Annotated in this window: 11 protein-coding genes; 5 read left to right on the forward strand and 6 right to left on the reverse strand. The window is 44.0% G+C overall.

The genetic code is table 11. The features are described from left to right. Nucleotides 1-2 precede the first annotated feature (2 nt). Together HQ29_RS00680 and HQ29_RS00685 are read left to right on the forward strand one after the other, a co-directional pair. Nucleotides 3-542 (forward strand): histidine phosphatase family protein, encoded by a 540-nt coding sequence (locus tag HQ29_RS00680; protein WP_036862797.1) that lies wholly within the window; start codon nucleotides 3-5, stop codon nucleotides 540-542. 119 nt (nucleotides 543-661) lie between these two features. Continuing rightward, nucleotides 662-1,162: a flavodoxin gene (locus HQ29_RS00685; RefSeq protein ID WP_036862800.1), complete on the forward strand. Its 501-nt coding sequence runs from the start codon at nucleotides 662-664 to the stop codon at nucleotides 1,160-1,162. Nucleotides 1,163-1,586: 424 nt separating this feature from the next. Here HQ29_RS00685 and ppk1 read toward each other — a convergent pair whose 3' ends face one another. The 6 genes from ppk1 to HQ29_RS00715 all read right to left on the reverse strand — a co-directional run bounded on the left by ppk1 (nucleotide 1,587) and on the right by HQ29_RS00715 (nucleotide 10,886). Then, nucleotides 1,587-3,701, reverse strand: coding sequence for a polyphosphate kinase 1 (gene ppk1, locus HQ29_RS00690; protein WP_036862803.1), 2,115 nt, complete (start codon nucleotides 3,699-3,701; stop codon nucleotides 1,587-1,589). A gap of 63 nt (nucleotides 3,702-3,764) precedes the next feature. Beyond that, nucleotides 3,765-4,502 (reverse strand): 6-phosphogluconolactonase, encoded by a 738-nt coding sequence (gene pgl / locus HQ29_RS00695; RefSeq protein ID WP_036792261.1) that lies wholly within the window; start codon nucleotides 4,500-4,502, stop codon nucleotides 3,765-3,767. A gap of 2 nt (nucleotides 4,503-4,504) precedes the next feature. Next, nucleotides 4,505-6,055 (reverse strand): glucose-6-phosphate dehydrogenase, encoded by a 1,551-nt coding sequence (gene zwf / locus HQ29_RS00700; protein WP_082226799.1) that lies wholly within the window; start codon nucleotides 6,053-6,055, stop codon nucleotides 4,505-4,507. 9 nt (nucleotides 6,056-6,064) lie between these two features. Next, nucleotides 6,065-7,525 (reverse strand): decarboxylating NADP(+)-dependent phosphogluconate dehydrogenase, encoded by a 1,461-nt coding sequence (gene gnd, locus HQ29_RS00705; protein ID WP_036792263.1) that lies wholly within the window; start codon nucleotides 7,523-7,525, stop codon nucleotides 6,065-6,067. Nucleotides 7,526-7,527: 2 nt separating this feature from the next. Next, nucleotides 7,528-8,262, reverse strand: a complete 735-nt coding sequence (locus tag HQ29_RS00710) for a copper homeostasis protein CutC (protein WP_036792266.1) — start codon at nucleotides 8,260-8,262, stop codon at nucleotides 7,528-7,530. Next, nucleotides 8,259-10,886, reverse strand: coding sequence for a glycoside hydrolase family 2 protein (locus HQ29_RS00715; protein WP_052089628.1), 2,628 nt, complete (start codon nucleotides 10,884-10,886; stop codon nucleotides 8,259-8,261). Before HQ29_RS00715 ends, HQ29_RS00710 begins: the two co-directional genes overlap by 4 nt. Before the next feature lie 597 nt (nucleotides 10,887-11,483). Between HQ29_RS00715 and HQ29_RS00720 the strand changes: the two genes are divergently transcribed. From HQ29_RS00720 to HQ29_RS00730, 3 genes are all read left to right on the forward strand, one after another. Then, the gene (locus tag HQ29_RS00720) at nucleotides 11,484-13,415 is read left to right on the forward strand and encodes an NAD(+) synthase (protein WP_036866952.1); all 1,932 of its coding nucleotides are present in this window, start codon (nucleotides 11,484-11,486) and stop codon (nucleotides 13,413-13,415) included. 28 nt (nucleotides 13,416-13,443) lie between these two features. Continuing rightward, the gene (locus HQ29_RS00725) at nucleotides 13,444-15,054 is read left to right on the forward strand and encodes an ABC-F family ATP-binding cassette domain-containing protein (protein ID WP_036792272.1); all 1,611 of its coding nucleotides are present in this window, start codon (nucleotides 13,444-13,446) and stop codon (nucleotides 15,052-15,054) included. Between the two features lie 120 nt (nucleotides 15,055-15,174). Beyond that, nucleotides 15,175-16,098, forward strand: coding sequence for a hypothetical protein (locus HQ29_RS00730; RefSeq protein WP_152566452.1), 924 nt, complete (start codon nucleotides 15,175-15,177; stop codon nucleotides 16,096-16,098). Nucleotides 16,099-16,112 lie beyond the last annotated feature (14 nt).

The following is a 16,112-nucleotide window of genomic DNA, read 5'->3' on the forward strand; positions in this document are numbered from 1 at the left end:
CCATGAATATATTAGCCATAAGACATACCTCTGTAAATGCTCCGTCCGGTGTCTGTTATGGGCATCAGGATGTCGGGGTATCCGACAAGTTTGACGAAGAAGCCGATGCAGTCCGGAAGTTATTGCCCGATGATGTCGGGATGTACAAGGCAATATCCAGCCCGTCTTCCCGTTGCACGGCTCTTGCTTCAAGATTAGGACTCACATTTTCTACGGATTCAAGACTCATGGAGCTCAATTTCGGTGCATGGGAAGGGAAGACATGGAACAGTATCTATGAGACAAAGGAAGGGAAAGAGTGGTTCCGGGATTATGAGAATACGATATGCCCGAGTGGAGAGTCTTTTTCACAGCTTAGAGATAGGGTGGAAGAGCTGATAAATCATTATGTAAAAGAGGGCGTGAAACAGCTGTTGATTGTTGCTCACGGAGGGACATTAAGATCGCTTTTCCTTATTTGCGGCATATGCGAAACCGCTCAAGAAGCTTTTGCCAAAGATGTCCCGTACGGAGGGGTATTCTATCTCACATATCCGGCATAAAAGCTCATATAATACCTATATTTTGGTATTGTGGGTATGCATCCTTACTCTTACATTTGCACCGAAGGCAAAGAGCCCTAAAAATAAAAAATTAACAACCTATTTTATCAACATTCATTATGGCTAATATTGGTATATTCTTCGGTTCTTCTACCGGAACAACAGAAGATGTTGCGGGACGTGTAGCAGACAGACTAAATGTTTCTCAAAGCGATGTACATAACGTTGCCGGTGCAGATGCTGCTGCGGCTGATGCTTACGATGTGCTTATTCTTGGTTCCAGTACCTGGGGTGATGGTGAACTTCAGGATGATTGGATCGACTTTATCGAAAAACTAAAATCTCACGTTTCCGGTAAGAAGGTAGGATTCTTCGGATGTGGAGACGGAGATAGCTACGATACTACTTTCTGTGATGCTGTTGGTCTTCTTTACGATGAGCTTCAAGGTACAGGTGCTACATTTGTTGGTGCTTATGCTCCGGAAGGATACAGCTATACAGATTCAAAGGCAGAAAGAGATGGCAAGCTTGTCGGACTTTGCTTGGACGAAGTAAACTATCCGGAAGAAAGCGATGCCAGAATGGATAAGTGGATTGCAGCTTTGGATGCAGCGATCTAATCCGGCTTCTTTTTTCTATATAATTTATACACCCTCCATATCTGTTTTTGGGCACGAAAGTGTTGCCTTTACAGATTTGGAGGGTGTAATGTTTTTATATAGCCGTACAAAAGTTTGCCTGAAGCCGTTCGGAATATCTTCTAAACGGATTTGGATCTGCAGTTCAAGCTTTGATTGATGGAAATCAAAGCTTGAATTGTATCGCCCAAGCCTTGACTTTAGGAAATCAAAGTTTGAGTAGTAGCAATCAACTCTTGATTTATGATATTTATCGGGTTCAACGGATTTTCTTACCCTTATCGACACACTTTTTCAATAGGTTCACGATGATAAAAATCCCCCCTTGAATGTTTGAGCTATGGCATTCAAGGGGGGATTGGTATGTAGAATTTTCGATGCCGAAAGTGTCGTAAGAAGCAGTCTGTTATGCTTTCTTTTCGGAGTGAGAGCGAACAACCTTGTAAAGCTCCTCTTGCAACCTTATCTTTTGTGAGGAAGAGCCAAGTCTTGGTCGGTTTTCGAGATTTTCATCTACCTCGTAAGTGTTTTTGTTTGCCTGAAGCTGCAGCATGAGTATATCCTTAGCCAGAGCTTTAATATCGGGGTGCAGGATCGGTGCTGCATACTCTATGCGCTTGTAAAGGTTACGCTTCATCCAATCGGCAGAAGCGATGTAGATGCTCTCCTTACCACCATGATAGAAGTACCATAATCTGGTGTGTTCAAGATACATATCTATGGTGCGTGTAACACGAATATTCTTGCTGAAAGGCTGATTTGGGATGGCACAGCAGATACCCCTTACGGCAAGGTCTATCTCAACGCCTGCTTCGGATGCTTCGTATAGCTTTTCTATCATGGATTGATCCTGCAAAGCATTCAGCTTGAGTATTATGTGCGCTTTTCTTCCTGCCTTTGCTTCCTCTATCTCTCTATTTATAAGAGCATTCAGTGTCTCTACAAGTCCACATCCGGGAACCAATAGATGTCGGAACATTGGTAGGGTCTTCACTTCGGACTCAACGTATTTGAAGAGAGAGACAAGATCTTTTACCAACTCCGGATGAGGGGTTATGTAGGTCAGATCGGAGTAGATGGCTGCGGTATCTTCGTTAAAGTTTCCGGTACTGAAACATGCCAAACCTTTAACCGTATCGGGATCGCTTTTTAGTCGGATCAGGCACGTTTTGGCGTGTACTTTCAGTTTGGGAAGACTGTATACCACCTTTACTCCGGCTCTTTGTAAGACTTCGCTTGTGATGAGATTATTGGCTTCATCGAATCTTGCCTTTAGTTCGACAAAGACCGTAACCTTTTTTCCGTTCAGAGCCGCCAGAGTCATTTTTTCTATCACTTCGGAATCTTCTGCCACTCTATACTGAGTCAGTTTTATCTCTTCCACATCCGGAGAAGTGGCAGCCGCATGCAACAGCTGGATAAAGTTTCTGAAAGACTGATATGGAGCGTAAAGAGTTGTTGTAAGGTTGTGCTCTATGATGTATCGGATCATGGACTCGTTTCTCGGTATCTCCGGATGCCACGCAATGGGTTCCGGGTACCGTCGTGCATATTCCGAGCCTATCGGATTGGGTAGCTGAAGAAGATCCGAGAGCATAATGTAGGTATCGCTCGGAATGAGCAGGTCTTCCTTGACATAGCTCAGCTTCATGATCTTATCCAATAGTGTATGAGGCATACGGCGGTCGTACAGACAGCGGGAAACAGCTCCGCGTTGCCTTTGGCTGAGAATGCTTTTCACCCTCTGGGCAAGGTCTTTGCCATGAATATTTTCGGTGATGACAACATCCACGTCACGAGATATTCGGTAGGCATAAGCATCTATCTTCTCATAGTTGGGCAGCAGATAGTGTATGCCTGTACGTATAACGTCTTCCAGAAAAACGTAGGCATAGGGAGATCTCTTGCCATCTTTGATTTGGCGTATCTCCGGTGGAATAGGCACAAATCTGTTTGCTTTGTCGAACGGGAGCTTGATGATGTAGTGATCTTCTACCTTTTCTCCCTCTTTTTTCTTCTTGACAGCATTTATGGCAAGGTAGAGACGGTTGTCTCGTACAAATGGATTGGCATGATCCGGATCCAGGAAAATAGGGGAGAGGTGCGGATAAACCTCCATGATGCAGTATTGGTAGAGATATTCACGCTCCGCATCCGTCAAGACATTGATATCCGTGATGAGATCCACTCCCTGTGCACTAAGGTCTGGGATAACCCTGTTATAGAGAATATCGTAAAAGAGATCTTCTTGAGAAGAGACCTCTTTCATCACTTGGACAAATGTATCCAGAGCCTCTTCTTGAGTGAAGTCGCTCTGTTTTCTATTCTCTATGGCAGCTCTTGCATTTGCTACTCGAACCTGATAAAATTCTTGAAGATTGGAACAGAAGATCCCTAAAAACTTGAGCCTTTCATAGATAGGCAGCTCGGTATCTTCTGCTTCCAAGAGCACGCGTTTATTGAACGACAACCAACTCAGATCTCGTTTGAAGTAGCGTGAAGTATGAAGGTTTGCATCCATTGGTAGGTGCAGTGATATGGTTTTAGTATTGAGACAAGGTAGTGATTTTCTTTGAGAGAGCTTTTACACAGAGATGTCGGTATAAATATCCACCGGCTTTTGAGCATGTGCAATAACATAAGCGGAGGGTAAAAGCGACTCTTCGTGGGATGGGGCAGTACTGCTCAAAACTTCTTGAAGTATCTCTCTCTTCTTCTCTCCAAGCAAGTGAAAGAGGATGGTATCCGATTCGTGAAGAATGCCATACATACTCAAAGCTACTCTTTCCACTTTTGTTTGAGGATTGATAGAGGCTATAAAAAGCCGCTCGACCGAATAGGAATCCTCTTGTCCGGGGAAAAGCGAGGAGGTATGCCCATCACCACCAATCCCCAATAGCAGAAAGTCTATTGCCTTTTTCTTCTGATATTGGCTGGAAAATCGGCTTAGCTGCTCGGAGTATTCTTGTGCAGAGTCTGCCGTCAGAGAGGATGGGGTTATGGGATGAATGCGATTAGGGGATATGCCGGAGCGGTCAAAGAAAGCTCTGGCAGCCTCTCCGTAGTTGCTCTCATTGGAGTCATAAGGAACCATTCGCTCGTCCACCCAGAAAAAATGTACATCCATTTCCCGGAGCATCTCTACTCTCTCTTCCCAGTAGTGGAGAAGAGAGAGTGGAGTAGACCCTCCGCTTAGAGCTATCGTATAGGGTTCTTCAGGCGAGTGCACCTTGTGTTCCAGATACTTTTGCCTTAGCAAGTCTGTTATGGCTTCCGCTACCAAACGGGGGGTAGCATATCTGTTTATGTTAAACATCGTCATATTTAGAGTTCGCAATAAAGATCGGTGTCCGTAAGATTTTTGCACGGATTGGTCCATGAATAGCCATCGTTGATGATCTGATCCGCCATCTTGGGTCCCCAAGTCCCTACAGGATAACCATGTAGAGGTATCTTTTCATCTTGCTCCCATGCTTTAAGGATTGGGGTGAAATAGGTCCAGCTTGCCTCCACAGCATCACTTCTTGTGAACAGAGTAGCATCTCCACGCATACAGTCCTCCAATAAACGAGAGTAGGCATCACCACTCGGCACGCCTCCAAGCTTATTATAAGTGAAGTCCATAGATACTTGCTGTACATCGAAACCGGATCCCGGCGTTTTCATATCAAACTTTAGTGCAACACCTTCATTGGGTTGGATGCGAATGATTAAAGCATTTGCCGGAGCATCTCCAAAGAGTGAGTGAGGTGTTTTACGGAAATGGACAACGATTTCGGTAACCTTTGTCGGCATCTGCTTTCCTGTCCGGATGTAGAAGGGAACACCTCCCCACCTCCAGTTGTCTATCGCCACTTTTATGGCAACATAGGTTTCTGTCCGAGACTGAGGATTAACCTTCTCTTCTTCTCTATACCCTTTTAGCTGTCTCTCATTATTGGCTTTGGATGCAGTGTACTGCCCTCGAATGACATTGGTTCGTATATCTTGCGGAGAGAGAGGGCGAAGAGATTGGTACACTTTCAGTACTTCATCGCGGAATGTTTTCGCATTGAAGACAGCCGGAGGCTCCATAGTTACCAAGGCTAAAAGCTGTATAAGATGGTTTTGAACCATGTCTCGGAGAGCTCCTACGTTATCATAGAATCCGCCACGCTTCTCTATCCCCAAATTCTCAACAGCCGTTACCTCTATTCTGTCTATGTAACGTCTGTTCCATAGAGGCTCGAAGATACCGTTAGAGAAGCGAAGAGCCATAATGTTTTGGACTGTCTCTTTCCCTAAATAGTGATCTATACGATAAAGTTGATTTTCCGTAAAAGCTTCTTCGTAGATAAGATTGAGCTCGTGAGCACTTTCAAGATCATATCCGAACGGCTTCTCGATAATGATTCGACGTATATTTTCTTCTATCCCTGCGCCATTGCCTTTAGCATTAAGATTTACGGCACTAAGATGTTTAGGAATAACTCCGTAAAGACTTGGCGGAGTGGAGAGGTAAAAGATATAGTTAGCCGGATTGTTGTAAACTTCATCTAACTCCCGGAGCTTCGATTTCAGACCATTATAATCCTTTTCCTCTGCCGGATCCATCGTGTGGTAATGGATGTGCGAAAGGAAAAGAGAAACCGTTTCTGTGTCTTTCTCTTCATCTTTAAGGTGTTCTTGCAGCTTTTCTTTAAGATAAGTCCTAAAGGCTTCATCCGAATATTCCGTCCGGGCAACACCCAAGACAAAGAAAGATTTAGGCACGCGCTTTGCCTGAAAAAGAGAATAAAGAGACGGTATCAGCTTTCGCATAGTCAGGTCTCCGGATGCTCCGAATATGACTAAGCCCATTGCTGAAGGCAGTGTTGGTGTTATCGTTGTATTCATCCCTGTTATCTATACAGCATAAACAGTAGAAGCCGTAGTTCCGCCCTCGCCTGTCCAGTTTTCATGATAAAATTCACCTCTTGGGCGATCCGTTCTCTCAAATGTATGAGCCCCGAAAAAGTCTCTTTGTGCTTGCAACATATTCGCCGGAAGAACCTTTGTGGTCAATGAGTGGAAGTAGTTGATCGAGCTGCTGCATGCAGGAATCGGAAGCCCTGATATAATACAGACAGATACTACTTCCCGCCAATCATCCAATGCTTGCTCTATTTCTTTTTTGAAGAACTCGTCCAATAAAAGATTTTCCAAGTCCGGATTTCTTGTCAAAGCATTAGAAATTTCACCTAAGAACGCCGAACGAATGATACATCCCCCTCTCCAGATACGAGCTACTGCTGCTAAGTCTATACCCCAATTGTGTTCATTGGATGCTGCCTTTATGAGTTGGAAGCCTTGTGCATAAGATACCAACTTTGACGCATACATCGCATTTTCGATCTTATGTTCGGGATTACCACTTCCTTTGAATGGTTCCGGTACAAGAAACGGATTGTATAAAGCCGCAGCCTTTTCACGTAAATCTTTAAGAGCAGACAGGCTTCTTTCATACACTGCAGTAGAGATCAGGTTAAGCGGTATACCAAATTCAAGAGAGTTGATAACCGACCATTTCCCCGTTCCTTTCTGTCCTGCGGCATCGAGGATATAGTCTATAAGATGATTACCATCCTTGTCTCGGAATCTGAGTATCTGCTCTGTAATCTCAACGAGATAGCTTTCCAGCTTTCCTTTATTCCACTCTCCAAAAATGTCTGCCATCCTGTCATTGGAGTAGTTGAGCAGCTTCTTCATGATGAAATAAGCCTCCGAGATGATCTGCATATCACCATACTCTATACCATTATGCACCATCTTCACAAAGTGTCCTGCACCTCCGCCGCCAATCCAAGCGCAACAAGGAGTTCCGTCTTTCGCTTTGGCAGATATTTTCTCCAGTATCGGAAGGATATGCTCCTTCGCTTCGGCTGCTCCTCCCGGCATTATTGAAGGTCCGTTCAAAGCACCTTCCTCTCCGCCGGAAATACCGCTACCGACAAAGTAGATACCTCTTTCGTAGAGCTCCTCCACACGTCTTTCGCTATCGGTATAGTTGGAGTTGCCTCCGTCCATTATGATATCTCCCTTTTCCAGATAGGGTAGAAGTTGTTGAATGACTGCATCCACAGGACCTCCTGCCTTAATCATCAAGATGATTTTTCGAGGTCTTTCTATCGAAGCAACAAACTCTTCGATATTCTTGAATCCTTGAAAGTTTTTCCCTTTTGCCCGCCCATTGATAAATCTGTCCACCGTCTCTCCACTTCTGTTATATACCGAGACACGGTATCCGTTCCGTTCAATGTTTAGAGCAAGGTTCTCACCCATTACGGCAAGACCTATCAATCCTATATTTGAAAGATTAGAGTTCATATTCAGCTTATGATGTTAATAATTTCTTTTACCTTCTCGGCATCTGTCTGAGGAGTGCTATACTCTTCCACAACCACGGTTCCTCCCATGCTTACAACGCTGTTTCTATATCGCATTTTGCTTTCGATGGGAGAGCGGAAAGAGCCATGCACCTCTTTTACACCTGTCATTTGTACTATCTCATGCACGTTAGAAGCATTTACTCCACAGCCTGCCATGATTGCTATTCTGTCTTGAGCTTCTCGTACAAGCATGGCTATGGTGGAGACTCCCTCTAATGCGGAGGGCATACATCCGGATGTAAGAATGCGATCGAACCCTAACTCGATAATATCTTCCAATGCCTGCTTCGGATCTTTAGCCATATCGAAAGCTCTGTGAAAAGTAACCGGAGAGCCTTGTGCAGCCTCTATGAGTCTTTTGCAAACCTCTTTATCTACCTCTCCATCGGGTGTCAAAGCTCCGAATACAAAGCCATCTACTCCCAATGTTCTAAGGATTTTGATATCCTCTATCATCTCTTCCACTTCTGTCGGAGAGTATAGAAAATCTCCTCCTCTTGGACGAATGATGATGTTCAAACCAATACTTACAGCCTCACGAGCTTTTTTTACCATGCCATAAGAGGGGGTAGTGCCACCCTCAGGAATACCGGCACATAGCTCTATACGTTGTGCGCCTCCTTCTTGAGCGGCAATACAAGAAGCCACAGAGTTGGCACAAATTTCTAATATCATATTGTTCCTATTATTTTGTACTTGTTGTGAATTTCATTCATGGTTTTCAGCTCCAATTTCAAAGGCGTTTTCTTTGAAATTTCGGCATGTCTGATAATAATGTCTCTTTGCTCTCCGGGGAAGAGGTCAAAGAAATTATCGCTAAATCTGGTAGCGTGCCAAGGTGTCTCTATAAACAGATCTTTCACCAAACGTTCACTTTGGAAGCGGACTACAGCTTCGCCATCTGTTTGCTTGATAACCTTGTACTTCAATACCTGATCGGGGAGATCCATATCTTTTGTGGCAACTGCGTACCATAGCAGGCGCGCATTATCCTCTTTGGTAGAGACACTGATCGAAAGCACTCTTTCTGTAATATTCTCCGCCATTGCAATATCTCTTTTGGAGAAGAGACCCACCTGCGTAACGCTGTTAGCCGCTATCACAGGCAGAGAGATTGTTTTAGTGTACAGCTTTTTACCTTGAACTGTTTTTGTCTCCAAGCGAAGAGATCCTCCGGGAAGTGCATTCAGCTTGTCATTTGCAACGAATATTGCAAGAGAATCTTTCCCTATCTCTTTTGTCATTAGAGCTACCGGAGCATACGCTTCACGCGTTGTATAGTGCATCCCTTTGTAGTTTTGGAAAAAGTCCACACTGCTCCACGATACAGCAGGCCAAGCATCATTCAACTGCCAATAGAGAGACCCCATGCAGGTGGGACGCTCTCTCCGCATGATACGAATGGATTTAGCCATACCTCTTCCGTGAAGAACCTGACCGACATAGACAAAATCTTCAAACTTTTCAGGCACTACGTACTCGCGCTCCATGTACTCCTTTATCAGTCCGTTGCCTGTCGAAGCTTTTTGGTGCACCTTCATCACCTCTGTTTCGAGCCCGTAATCTTCAGGAAGAGCAAATGTCGATATTGTCTTCATGGAGGGGAAAGACTGAAAGCCATACTCACTCACAAAACGCATCGGGTACTTGTCGAAGACTTCAAAAGGCTGTTTACCATACCACAGTCCCCAATAGTGAATATCTCCGTTCGTGAATGTTTGAGGCTGTCCCCAGTTGGAACCCATCGGAGAGCCGTGAATGTAATCGAATCTTGGAGCATATTCTTTTATAATGCTTGGAAGTAACTCATGAAATAAAGGGGCATAGCTGTCTTTGAGCTGCTGATAATGTTGTGGAGAGAGTCGCTTCTGCCAGCCCCAATAGAGTATTCCCTCTTCTATCTCATTATTACCACACCAGAATGCTATACAGGGATGATTTCTCAGACGCTTTACTTGATAGATGGCTTCCTGACGTACATTGTCCAGGAACGAACTATCCGCAGGATAAGCAGTACAGCCGAACATGAAGTCCTGCCATACCAGCAAGCCTCTTCGGTTTGCTTCTGTATAGAATCTGTCATCCTCGTATGCTCCTCCTCCCCAAACGCGAATCATGTTCATGTTGGCGAACTCGACATCATCGAACAGCGACTTAAAGTACTCGTCTGTTCGTGTCGTAAGCATCAAATTTCCGGGTATATAGTTGGCTCCTTTGGCAAATATCGGGCGTCTGTTTACCTCAAAATAGAACGATGTCCCCTTGTCATCCGGTTTATTGATCAGCTTGATCTCCCGGATTCCTATCTCCGAAATATTTCTGTCTATCTCTTTTTTGTCTTTATCCAACAGGCGTATGGTGAGTGTGTACAGATTTGCTTTGCCCCATTCTCTTGGCCACCACAGCTCCGGATCTTGGATCAAGAAGCGGAATGTCTTCTTTTGCAGACCACTCTTATCCATATCGGCAGACCACTTTTTGCCGTTCTGCTTGGAGGTGAGTTCCGCTTGGGCAAAATAAACTTTCTTATCAAACGAGTCGCACTCCACGTTTACGACAACGGATGCCTGCTTGGCACTATTTTCTCCGGACCACTCTATTTTGCTCTCTACATCCACAGAGGCGATGCGTGCAGTATGATATGTAGAAAGACGTACCTCTTTCCAAATGCCCATGGTAACCATACGCATTCCCCAGTCCCAGCCGTAATGATAAGGAGCTTTCCGTGTAAAAGGGCTGTAACGAATAGGGAAGTGGTCGTTGTCGGCAGGGTAGTTGAATCCGTTTGAAAGGTATTGCGAATGAACCGTACCGATAGGAGACTTAAGATGTACCACCAGATGGTTCTCCCCTTTTACGAGCTTACCCGTAACATCATAGCTGTAAGCCAAAAACATATTTTTTGTCGAGCCAAGATGTTCGCCATTGAGATAAACCTCTCCAAATGTGTCTATCCCGTCAAACTCCAGCATCTGTCTTGTTCCCGAAGTCCTATCAATCTCCGATACTTCAAATGTTGTGGCATAGACCCAATCTTGATCCGATACCCACTGAACCTTTTTTTCATTGTCCCGATAGTAGGGGAGAGGAAGCCTCTTCTCTTTGATAAGATTTTCCTGCACCACAGAAGGCACAATACAGTTGCTCCAAAGGGTATCTTTCAAACTCTTGTAACGCCAATTTCTTAATACCTCGCTCTTGATCCCGACCCGACCGGAAGCATCGGCGTAAGTGGAAAGTTTCGACGGGATTAGGAGTGTTAAAAACAGTAGAAGTAAAATGGATCTATTCTTATTCATTTCTCGCTTTTTATTTTGGGGTATAGCCCACAATCTCATACAAAAATAGCAATTTTATTTGCTCTTTCTCTCAAATTTCCTGCAGGTGAGGAAAACGGGCATTTTTAGGTATCTCCATTCTCGCAGATAAGATCTGCTTCCGGTATGTATAGGACGTTCTGCAATCTTCTCTTTACAAAGATTTTTTCTGATACCGGGAGAGTATTTGTTTTTGATCTGTTTACAAGTTGTGATGAACGTGTTTAGAATCTTCTTTTAATCGCTAAAGAGTTACTAATCAAATGCTTATTTTTGGAAGTCAAGGCTTGAATTTTACAAATTAAGCCTTGATTTATGGCATTCAAAGTTTGGTTGCAAATCTTTAACGGGAATAGAGCAAGATTTTACTGTATTAAACGCTGTTTTTGAAGCCGTTTACAAGAGAATTTATCGCCGGATGGTGTAAGAAAGCGTCAAGAAAAGAGTAGAGATGGCAGTTAAGCAGGCACAACAATAGGTAGATTGATAAATCTTCCCTACCTTTACACTAAAATCATTCAACATACAGAATAAGAAGATCGAGAACAACAGACCAATAATCTACGTGTATAGCGATATATGAAACATGGATATGTAAAAGTGGCAGCAGGCGTGCCATTTGTAAAGGTTGCAGACTGTAACTACAATATAGAGCGCATAGAGCAGCTCATCTTTAAGGCTTGTGAAAAAGGGGTGGAGATTATCACCTTTCCCGAACTGTGTATTACGGGCTATACTTGCTCGGATCTGTTTATACAGCCATTCCTGCAACGGCAGGCAGAAGAGGCACTCTGTACTTTGGTAGAGCGTACCAAGGAGACAGATATCCTTGTTTTTGTCGGTATGCCTATCCGTGTGGAGCAGCGTCTGTACAATGCCGCCATTGCTTTCCAAAATGGTAAGATCTTGGGAGCCATCCCTAAAACGTTCCTTCCCAATTATAGAGAGTTTCAAGAGAGACGCTGGTTCTCTTCTGCCAATGAGCTTTCTCTCTCGCATATCAATATCAAAGATTTTGTTGTACCCATCGGACACAATCTCCTGTTCAAGTATAAGCAGATAGGGATAGGCGTGGAGATCTGCGAAGATATGTGGACAGCGACACCTCCGGGAACACGTCTTTCTCTCTACGGAGCACATATCATCTTCAACCTTTCCGCAAGTAACGAGAATGCCGGAAAGCATGCTTATCTGAGAGCACTCATTAGTGGCAACTCGGCACAAGCGATATGCGGATATGTGTATGCTTCCTGCGGATACGGAGAGAGCTCTACAGACTTGGTCTATACCGGGAAAGCATTCATCGCGGAAAATGGAGAGATTTTGTCGGAAATGGAGCGTTTTGAATATGGTGAACGCCTATTGATAAACGATATAGACGTAGAATATATACGCACGGAACGGCTTATCAATACCTCGTTTAAGAGTGTTGCTTCCGTGGTGTGCACGGAAGAGATGACGGAGATACCTTTCTACCTTAACGAGGTTAAAGAGTACGATATGACCCGCCCCGTGGAGAAGTATCCCTTTATGCCCTCTTCCAAAAACTGGAAAGAGCGTTGCCAAGAGATGTGGGATATACAGATGTCTGCTCTCTTCCAGCGTCTTATCCATATCGGAACGAAGAAAGCCGTGATAGGTATAAGCGGTGGTCTGGACAGCACGCTTACTCTGATGGTTGCCGTGCATGCGTTCGACTTTATGGGTTGGGACAGAAAAGGAATCATAGGAGTAACGATGCCGGGTTTTGGAACATCGGAAAGGACATACAATAACGCCAAAACCATGATGAACGGACTCGGTATCTCCACCAGAGAAGTAGAGATCACCGAACCGGTCCGAAATCATCTTGCTGCCATAGGACACGACGGAAAGAGCTACGATGTTACGTTTGAGAATGCTCAGGCTCGTGAACGTGCGCAGATCCTTATGGATATAGCGAATATGGAAGGTGCTATCGTGTTAGGAACGGGAGACCTTTCGGAGCTGGCTTTAGGGTGGACTACCTTTGCCGGCGACCATATGTCGATGTACAACGTGAATGCCTCTATTCCAAAGACTGTCGTACGTCTGATGGTAGAACATATTGCCGATAACGGTGGTTATGCAAAGGTTGTGGAGGATGCTTTAAGGGATGTCTTGAAGACTCCGGTAAGCCCGGAACTTCTCCCCGAAAAGGATAAGGATGGTACCAACAGGCAAAGCACAGAAGCTATTATCGGACCATACGAGCTGCATGACTTTTTCTTGTATCACATGATACATAATGCTTTCTCTCCGACAAAGATACTTTTCATGGCAGGCAAGGCTTTTGGAGATAAGTATTCTAAGGATATGCTGAAGCGTACAATGACCACGTTTATAAGGAGATTCTTTAGCAATCAGTTTAAGAGAAACTGTAGCCCGGATGCTCCAAAGGTTGGAGCTATCACACTCTCCCCAAGAGGAGGATGGCGTATGCCGAGTGATGCAGTGGGAGAAATGTGGATAAGAGAAATAGAAAAGTTTTAATTTATAGACAAAGAAGAAACGATATTAGATGATTACACTTAGCGAACTAACTATTCAGTTTGGAAAGAGGGCGTTGTTTCAGGATGTCAATATGAAGTTTACATCCGGAAACTGCTACGGAATTATAGGTGCCAATGGGGCAGGGAAGTCCACTCTTTTAAGAGCTATCAGTGGAGACCTTGAACCGACAAAGGGAAGCGTGATCCTCGGACCGGGCGAACGGTTGTCCGTACTAAAGCAAGACCACTTCGAGTTTGACGAGTTTAGCGTTATGGATACAGTCCTTATGGGACATTCTGTACTCTGGAATGTGATGAAGGAGAAAGATGCTCTCTATGCAAAGGAAGACTTTACAGACGAGGATGGTATCCGTGCCGCAGATCTTGAAGAAAAGTTTGCCGAAATGGAAGGATGGAATGCTGAAAGCGATGCAGCCATACTTCTTTCCGGGCTTGGAATAAAAGAGGATCTGCACTATGCACAGATGAAAGACTTGAGTGGTAAGGAAAAGGTTCGTGTTCTTCTTGCCAGAGCATTGTATGGTAAGCCGGATAATCTGCTTCTGGATGAGCCTACAAACGATTTGGACCTCGATACCGTACATTGGTTGATAAACTATCTTGCAGATTTTGAGAATACCGTTTTGGTCGTTAGTCACGACCGCCACTTCCTCGATTCGGTATGTACACACACTGTGGACATAGATTATGGTAAGATCCAAATGTTTGCAGGAAACTACAGCTTCTGGTACGAAAGCTCTCAACTGGCTCTCAGACAACAGCAACAGCAAAATAAAAAGTTGGAAGAGAAGCGAAAAGAGCTTGAAGAGTTTATCAGACGCTTTAGTGCCAATGTCGCTAAAAGTAAGCAGACAACCAGTAGAAAGAAGATGTTGGAAAAGCTCAATGTGGATGAGATACAGCCTTCATCTCGTCGCTATCCGGGTATTCTGTTCCAACCGGATAGAGAAGCCGGAAACAAGATATTGGAAATCAAAGGGCTTTCATACAAACTGGATGGAGAGTATCTCTTCAAAGATCTGAACTTTAATATCGAAAAGGGCGAAAAAGTAGTCTTTTTGAGCCGAGATCCAAGAGCTATGACAGCATTCTTTGAGATTATAAATGGCAATGAGAAAGACTATGAGGGAGAGTATGACTGGGGGCAGACTATCACAACTGCTTATCTTCCTTTGGATAACACAGCCTTTTTCGACACAGATATGAATCTTATAGAGTGGATCAGTCAGTTTGCAAAAGATACAAACGAGGTCTATCTAAAGGGGTATCTTGGGCGGATGCTCTTTTCCGGAGAGGAGATTCTTAAGAAAGCTTCTGTACTTTCCGGAGGGGAGAAGATGCGCTGCATGATCTCTCGCATGATGCTTAAAGATGCTAATGTTTTGATATTGGATACCCCTACGAATCATTTGGATTTGGAATCTATACAAGCATTTAATAACACTCTGAAGACTTACTCCGGTAATATCTTATTTGCAAGTCATGACCATGAGTTTATACAGACCGTAGCCAATCGCATCATAGAGCTTGGACCTAAGGGACATATAGATAAGCTTATGGAGTATGACGACTATATTGTGGACTCTCTCGTAGAGTCGCAAAGAGAGCGGATATATTAGACTAAGGGTATATCCGCTGATTGTGAGAGTGTAAGTATTCAGACCTAAAACCTTAAAAAGATGAGAAAGTTTATTTTTTGTATTGCTGCTATGTGCACCCTGTTTTTTACAGGAAGAGAGATGAAGGCACAAGAAAAAACAATTAACTGGGAAGGTAAACCCATCTTGCGCGTCTTTGGAGAGTATTCCCAAGGGCTAAATAAAAATACTCCCTCTCAGTTTATCCTTAATCGGAGCTATCTCGGTTATAGTATAACAACAAATACTCCTTGGAGCGGAGAAGTGGTACTCGATTTAGCTCCCGTAGACGGAAGGTATCAGATGATGCCCAAGTACGCCTCTGTAAATTATGATGTGGAGAAGCTAACCGTGAGAAGCGGTCTTGTGGAAACCGGTGTTGGCTTTGAGCATGAGATAGAATGGGGACATCGCTACGTGGGACCGGCTTTCCTTTATGTGCATGGCTTTGCATCCAGTGCAGACTTGGGTGTATATCTCAATTATCGTCCGACAGACTATTTTAAGCTATACGCTTCTGTAACGAATGGTGAAGGATGTTTCAATCTGGCTGTGGACAGTCGCATTCAATTTTATTCCGGTATCAACATCAGCACTCCTGTGGGATTAAGGCTGAATGCACTTGCTGCAATTACTCCGGATTTGAAGGTAGGGGATGCTCCGAAAGGCTTTGCTCCCAGAACTCTGTTGGGAGGTATGGTTGCCTATAATACCAAACCATTTAGGGTTGCAGCGGAATATAATGTACTATCTCACGCTCAATTTGGTGAAGATGATGGTATTATTAAGGGTGGAGCTATCTATTCTACGGTCTATTTGAAGCCGGAGCTTTCTCTTTTTGCCAGATGGGATCATGTGGATATTAAGGCAGGAAAAACCGATAAATCTATACCAAAGGATGTTATATGTGGTGGGCTTTCTTATCGCTTCAATAAGTATTTTGGGGTGTTCCCGTACTTCAAGTATGCGAATGTTGATGGCTATACTACCGCCTCTTTGGCTCTTGGTATTGACTTCGTATTTTAGTAGAGAATAAAACA

The organism is Porphyromonas canoris, assembly GCF_000765975.1.
Taxonomy (GTDB): Bacteria; Bacteroidota; Bacteroidia; order Bacteroidales; family Porphyromonadaceae; genus Porphyromonas_A; species Porphyromonas_A canoris.

Excerpts from the sequence above, each read along its gene's own strand:
- HQ29_RS00715 (WP_052089628.1), bottom strand. The coding sequence starts at position 10,886 with ATGAATAAGAATAGATCCATTTTACTTCTACTGTTTTTAACACTCCTA.
- pgl (WP_036792261.1), bottom strand. The coding sequence starts at position 4,502 with ATGACGATGTTTAACATAAACAGATATGCTACCCCCCGTTTGGTAGCG.
- HQ29_RS00680 (WP_036862797.1), top strand. The coding sequence starts at position 3 with ATGAATATATTAGCCATAAGACATACCTCTGTAAATGCTCCGTCCGGT.
- HQ29_RS00710 (WP_036792266.1), bottom strand. The coding sequence starts at position 8,262 with ATGATATTAGAAATTTGTGCCAACTCTGTGGCTTCTTGTATTGCCGCT.
- zwf (WP_082226799.1), bottom strand. The coding sequence starts at position 6,055 with ATGAATACAACGATAACACCAACACTGCCTTCAGCAATGGGCTTAGTC.
- ppk1 (WP_036862803.1), bottom strand. The coding sequence starts at position 3,701 with ATGGATGCAAACCTTCATACTTCACGCTACTTCAAACGAGATCTGAGT.
- HQ29_RS00725 (WP_036792272.1), top strand. The coding sequence starts at position 13,444 with ATGATTACACTTAGCGAACTAACTATTCAGTTTGGAAAGAGGGCGTTG.
- HQ29_RS00685 (WP_036862800.1), top strand. The coding sequence starts at position 662 with ATGGCTAATATTGGTATATTCTTCGGTTCTTCTACCGGAACAACAGAA.
- gnd (WP_036792263.1), bottom strand. The coding sequence starts at position 7,525 with ATGAACTCTAATCTTTCAAATATAGGATTGATAGGTCTTGCCGTAATG.
- HQ29_RS00730 (WP_152566452.1), top strand. The coding sequence starts at position 15,175 with ATGAAGGCACAAGAAAAAACAATTAACTGGGAAGGTAAACCCATCTTG.
- HQ29_RS00720 (WP_036866952.1), top strand. The coding sequence starts at position 11,484 with ATGAAACATGGATATGTAAAAGTGGCAGCAGGCGTGCCATTTGTAAAG.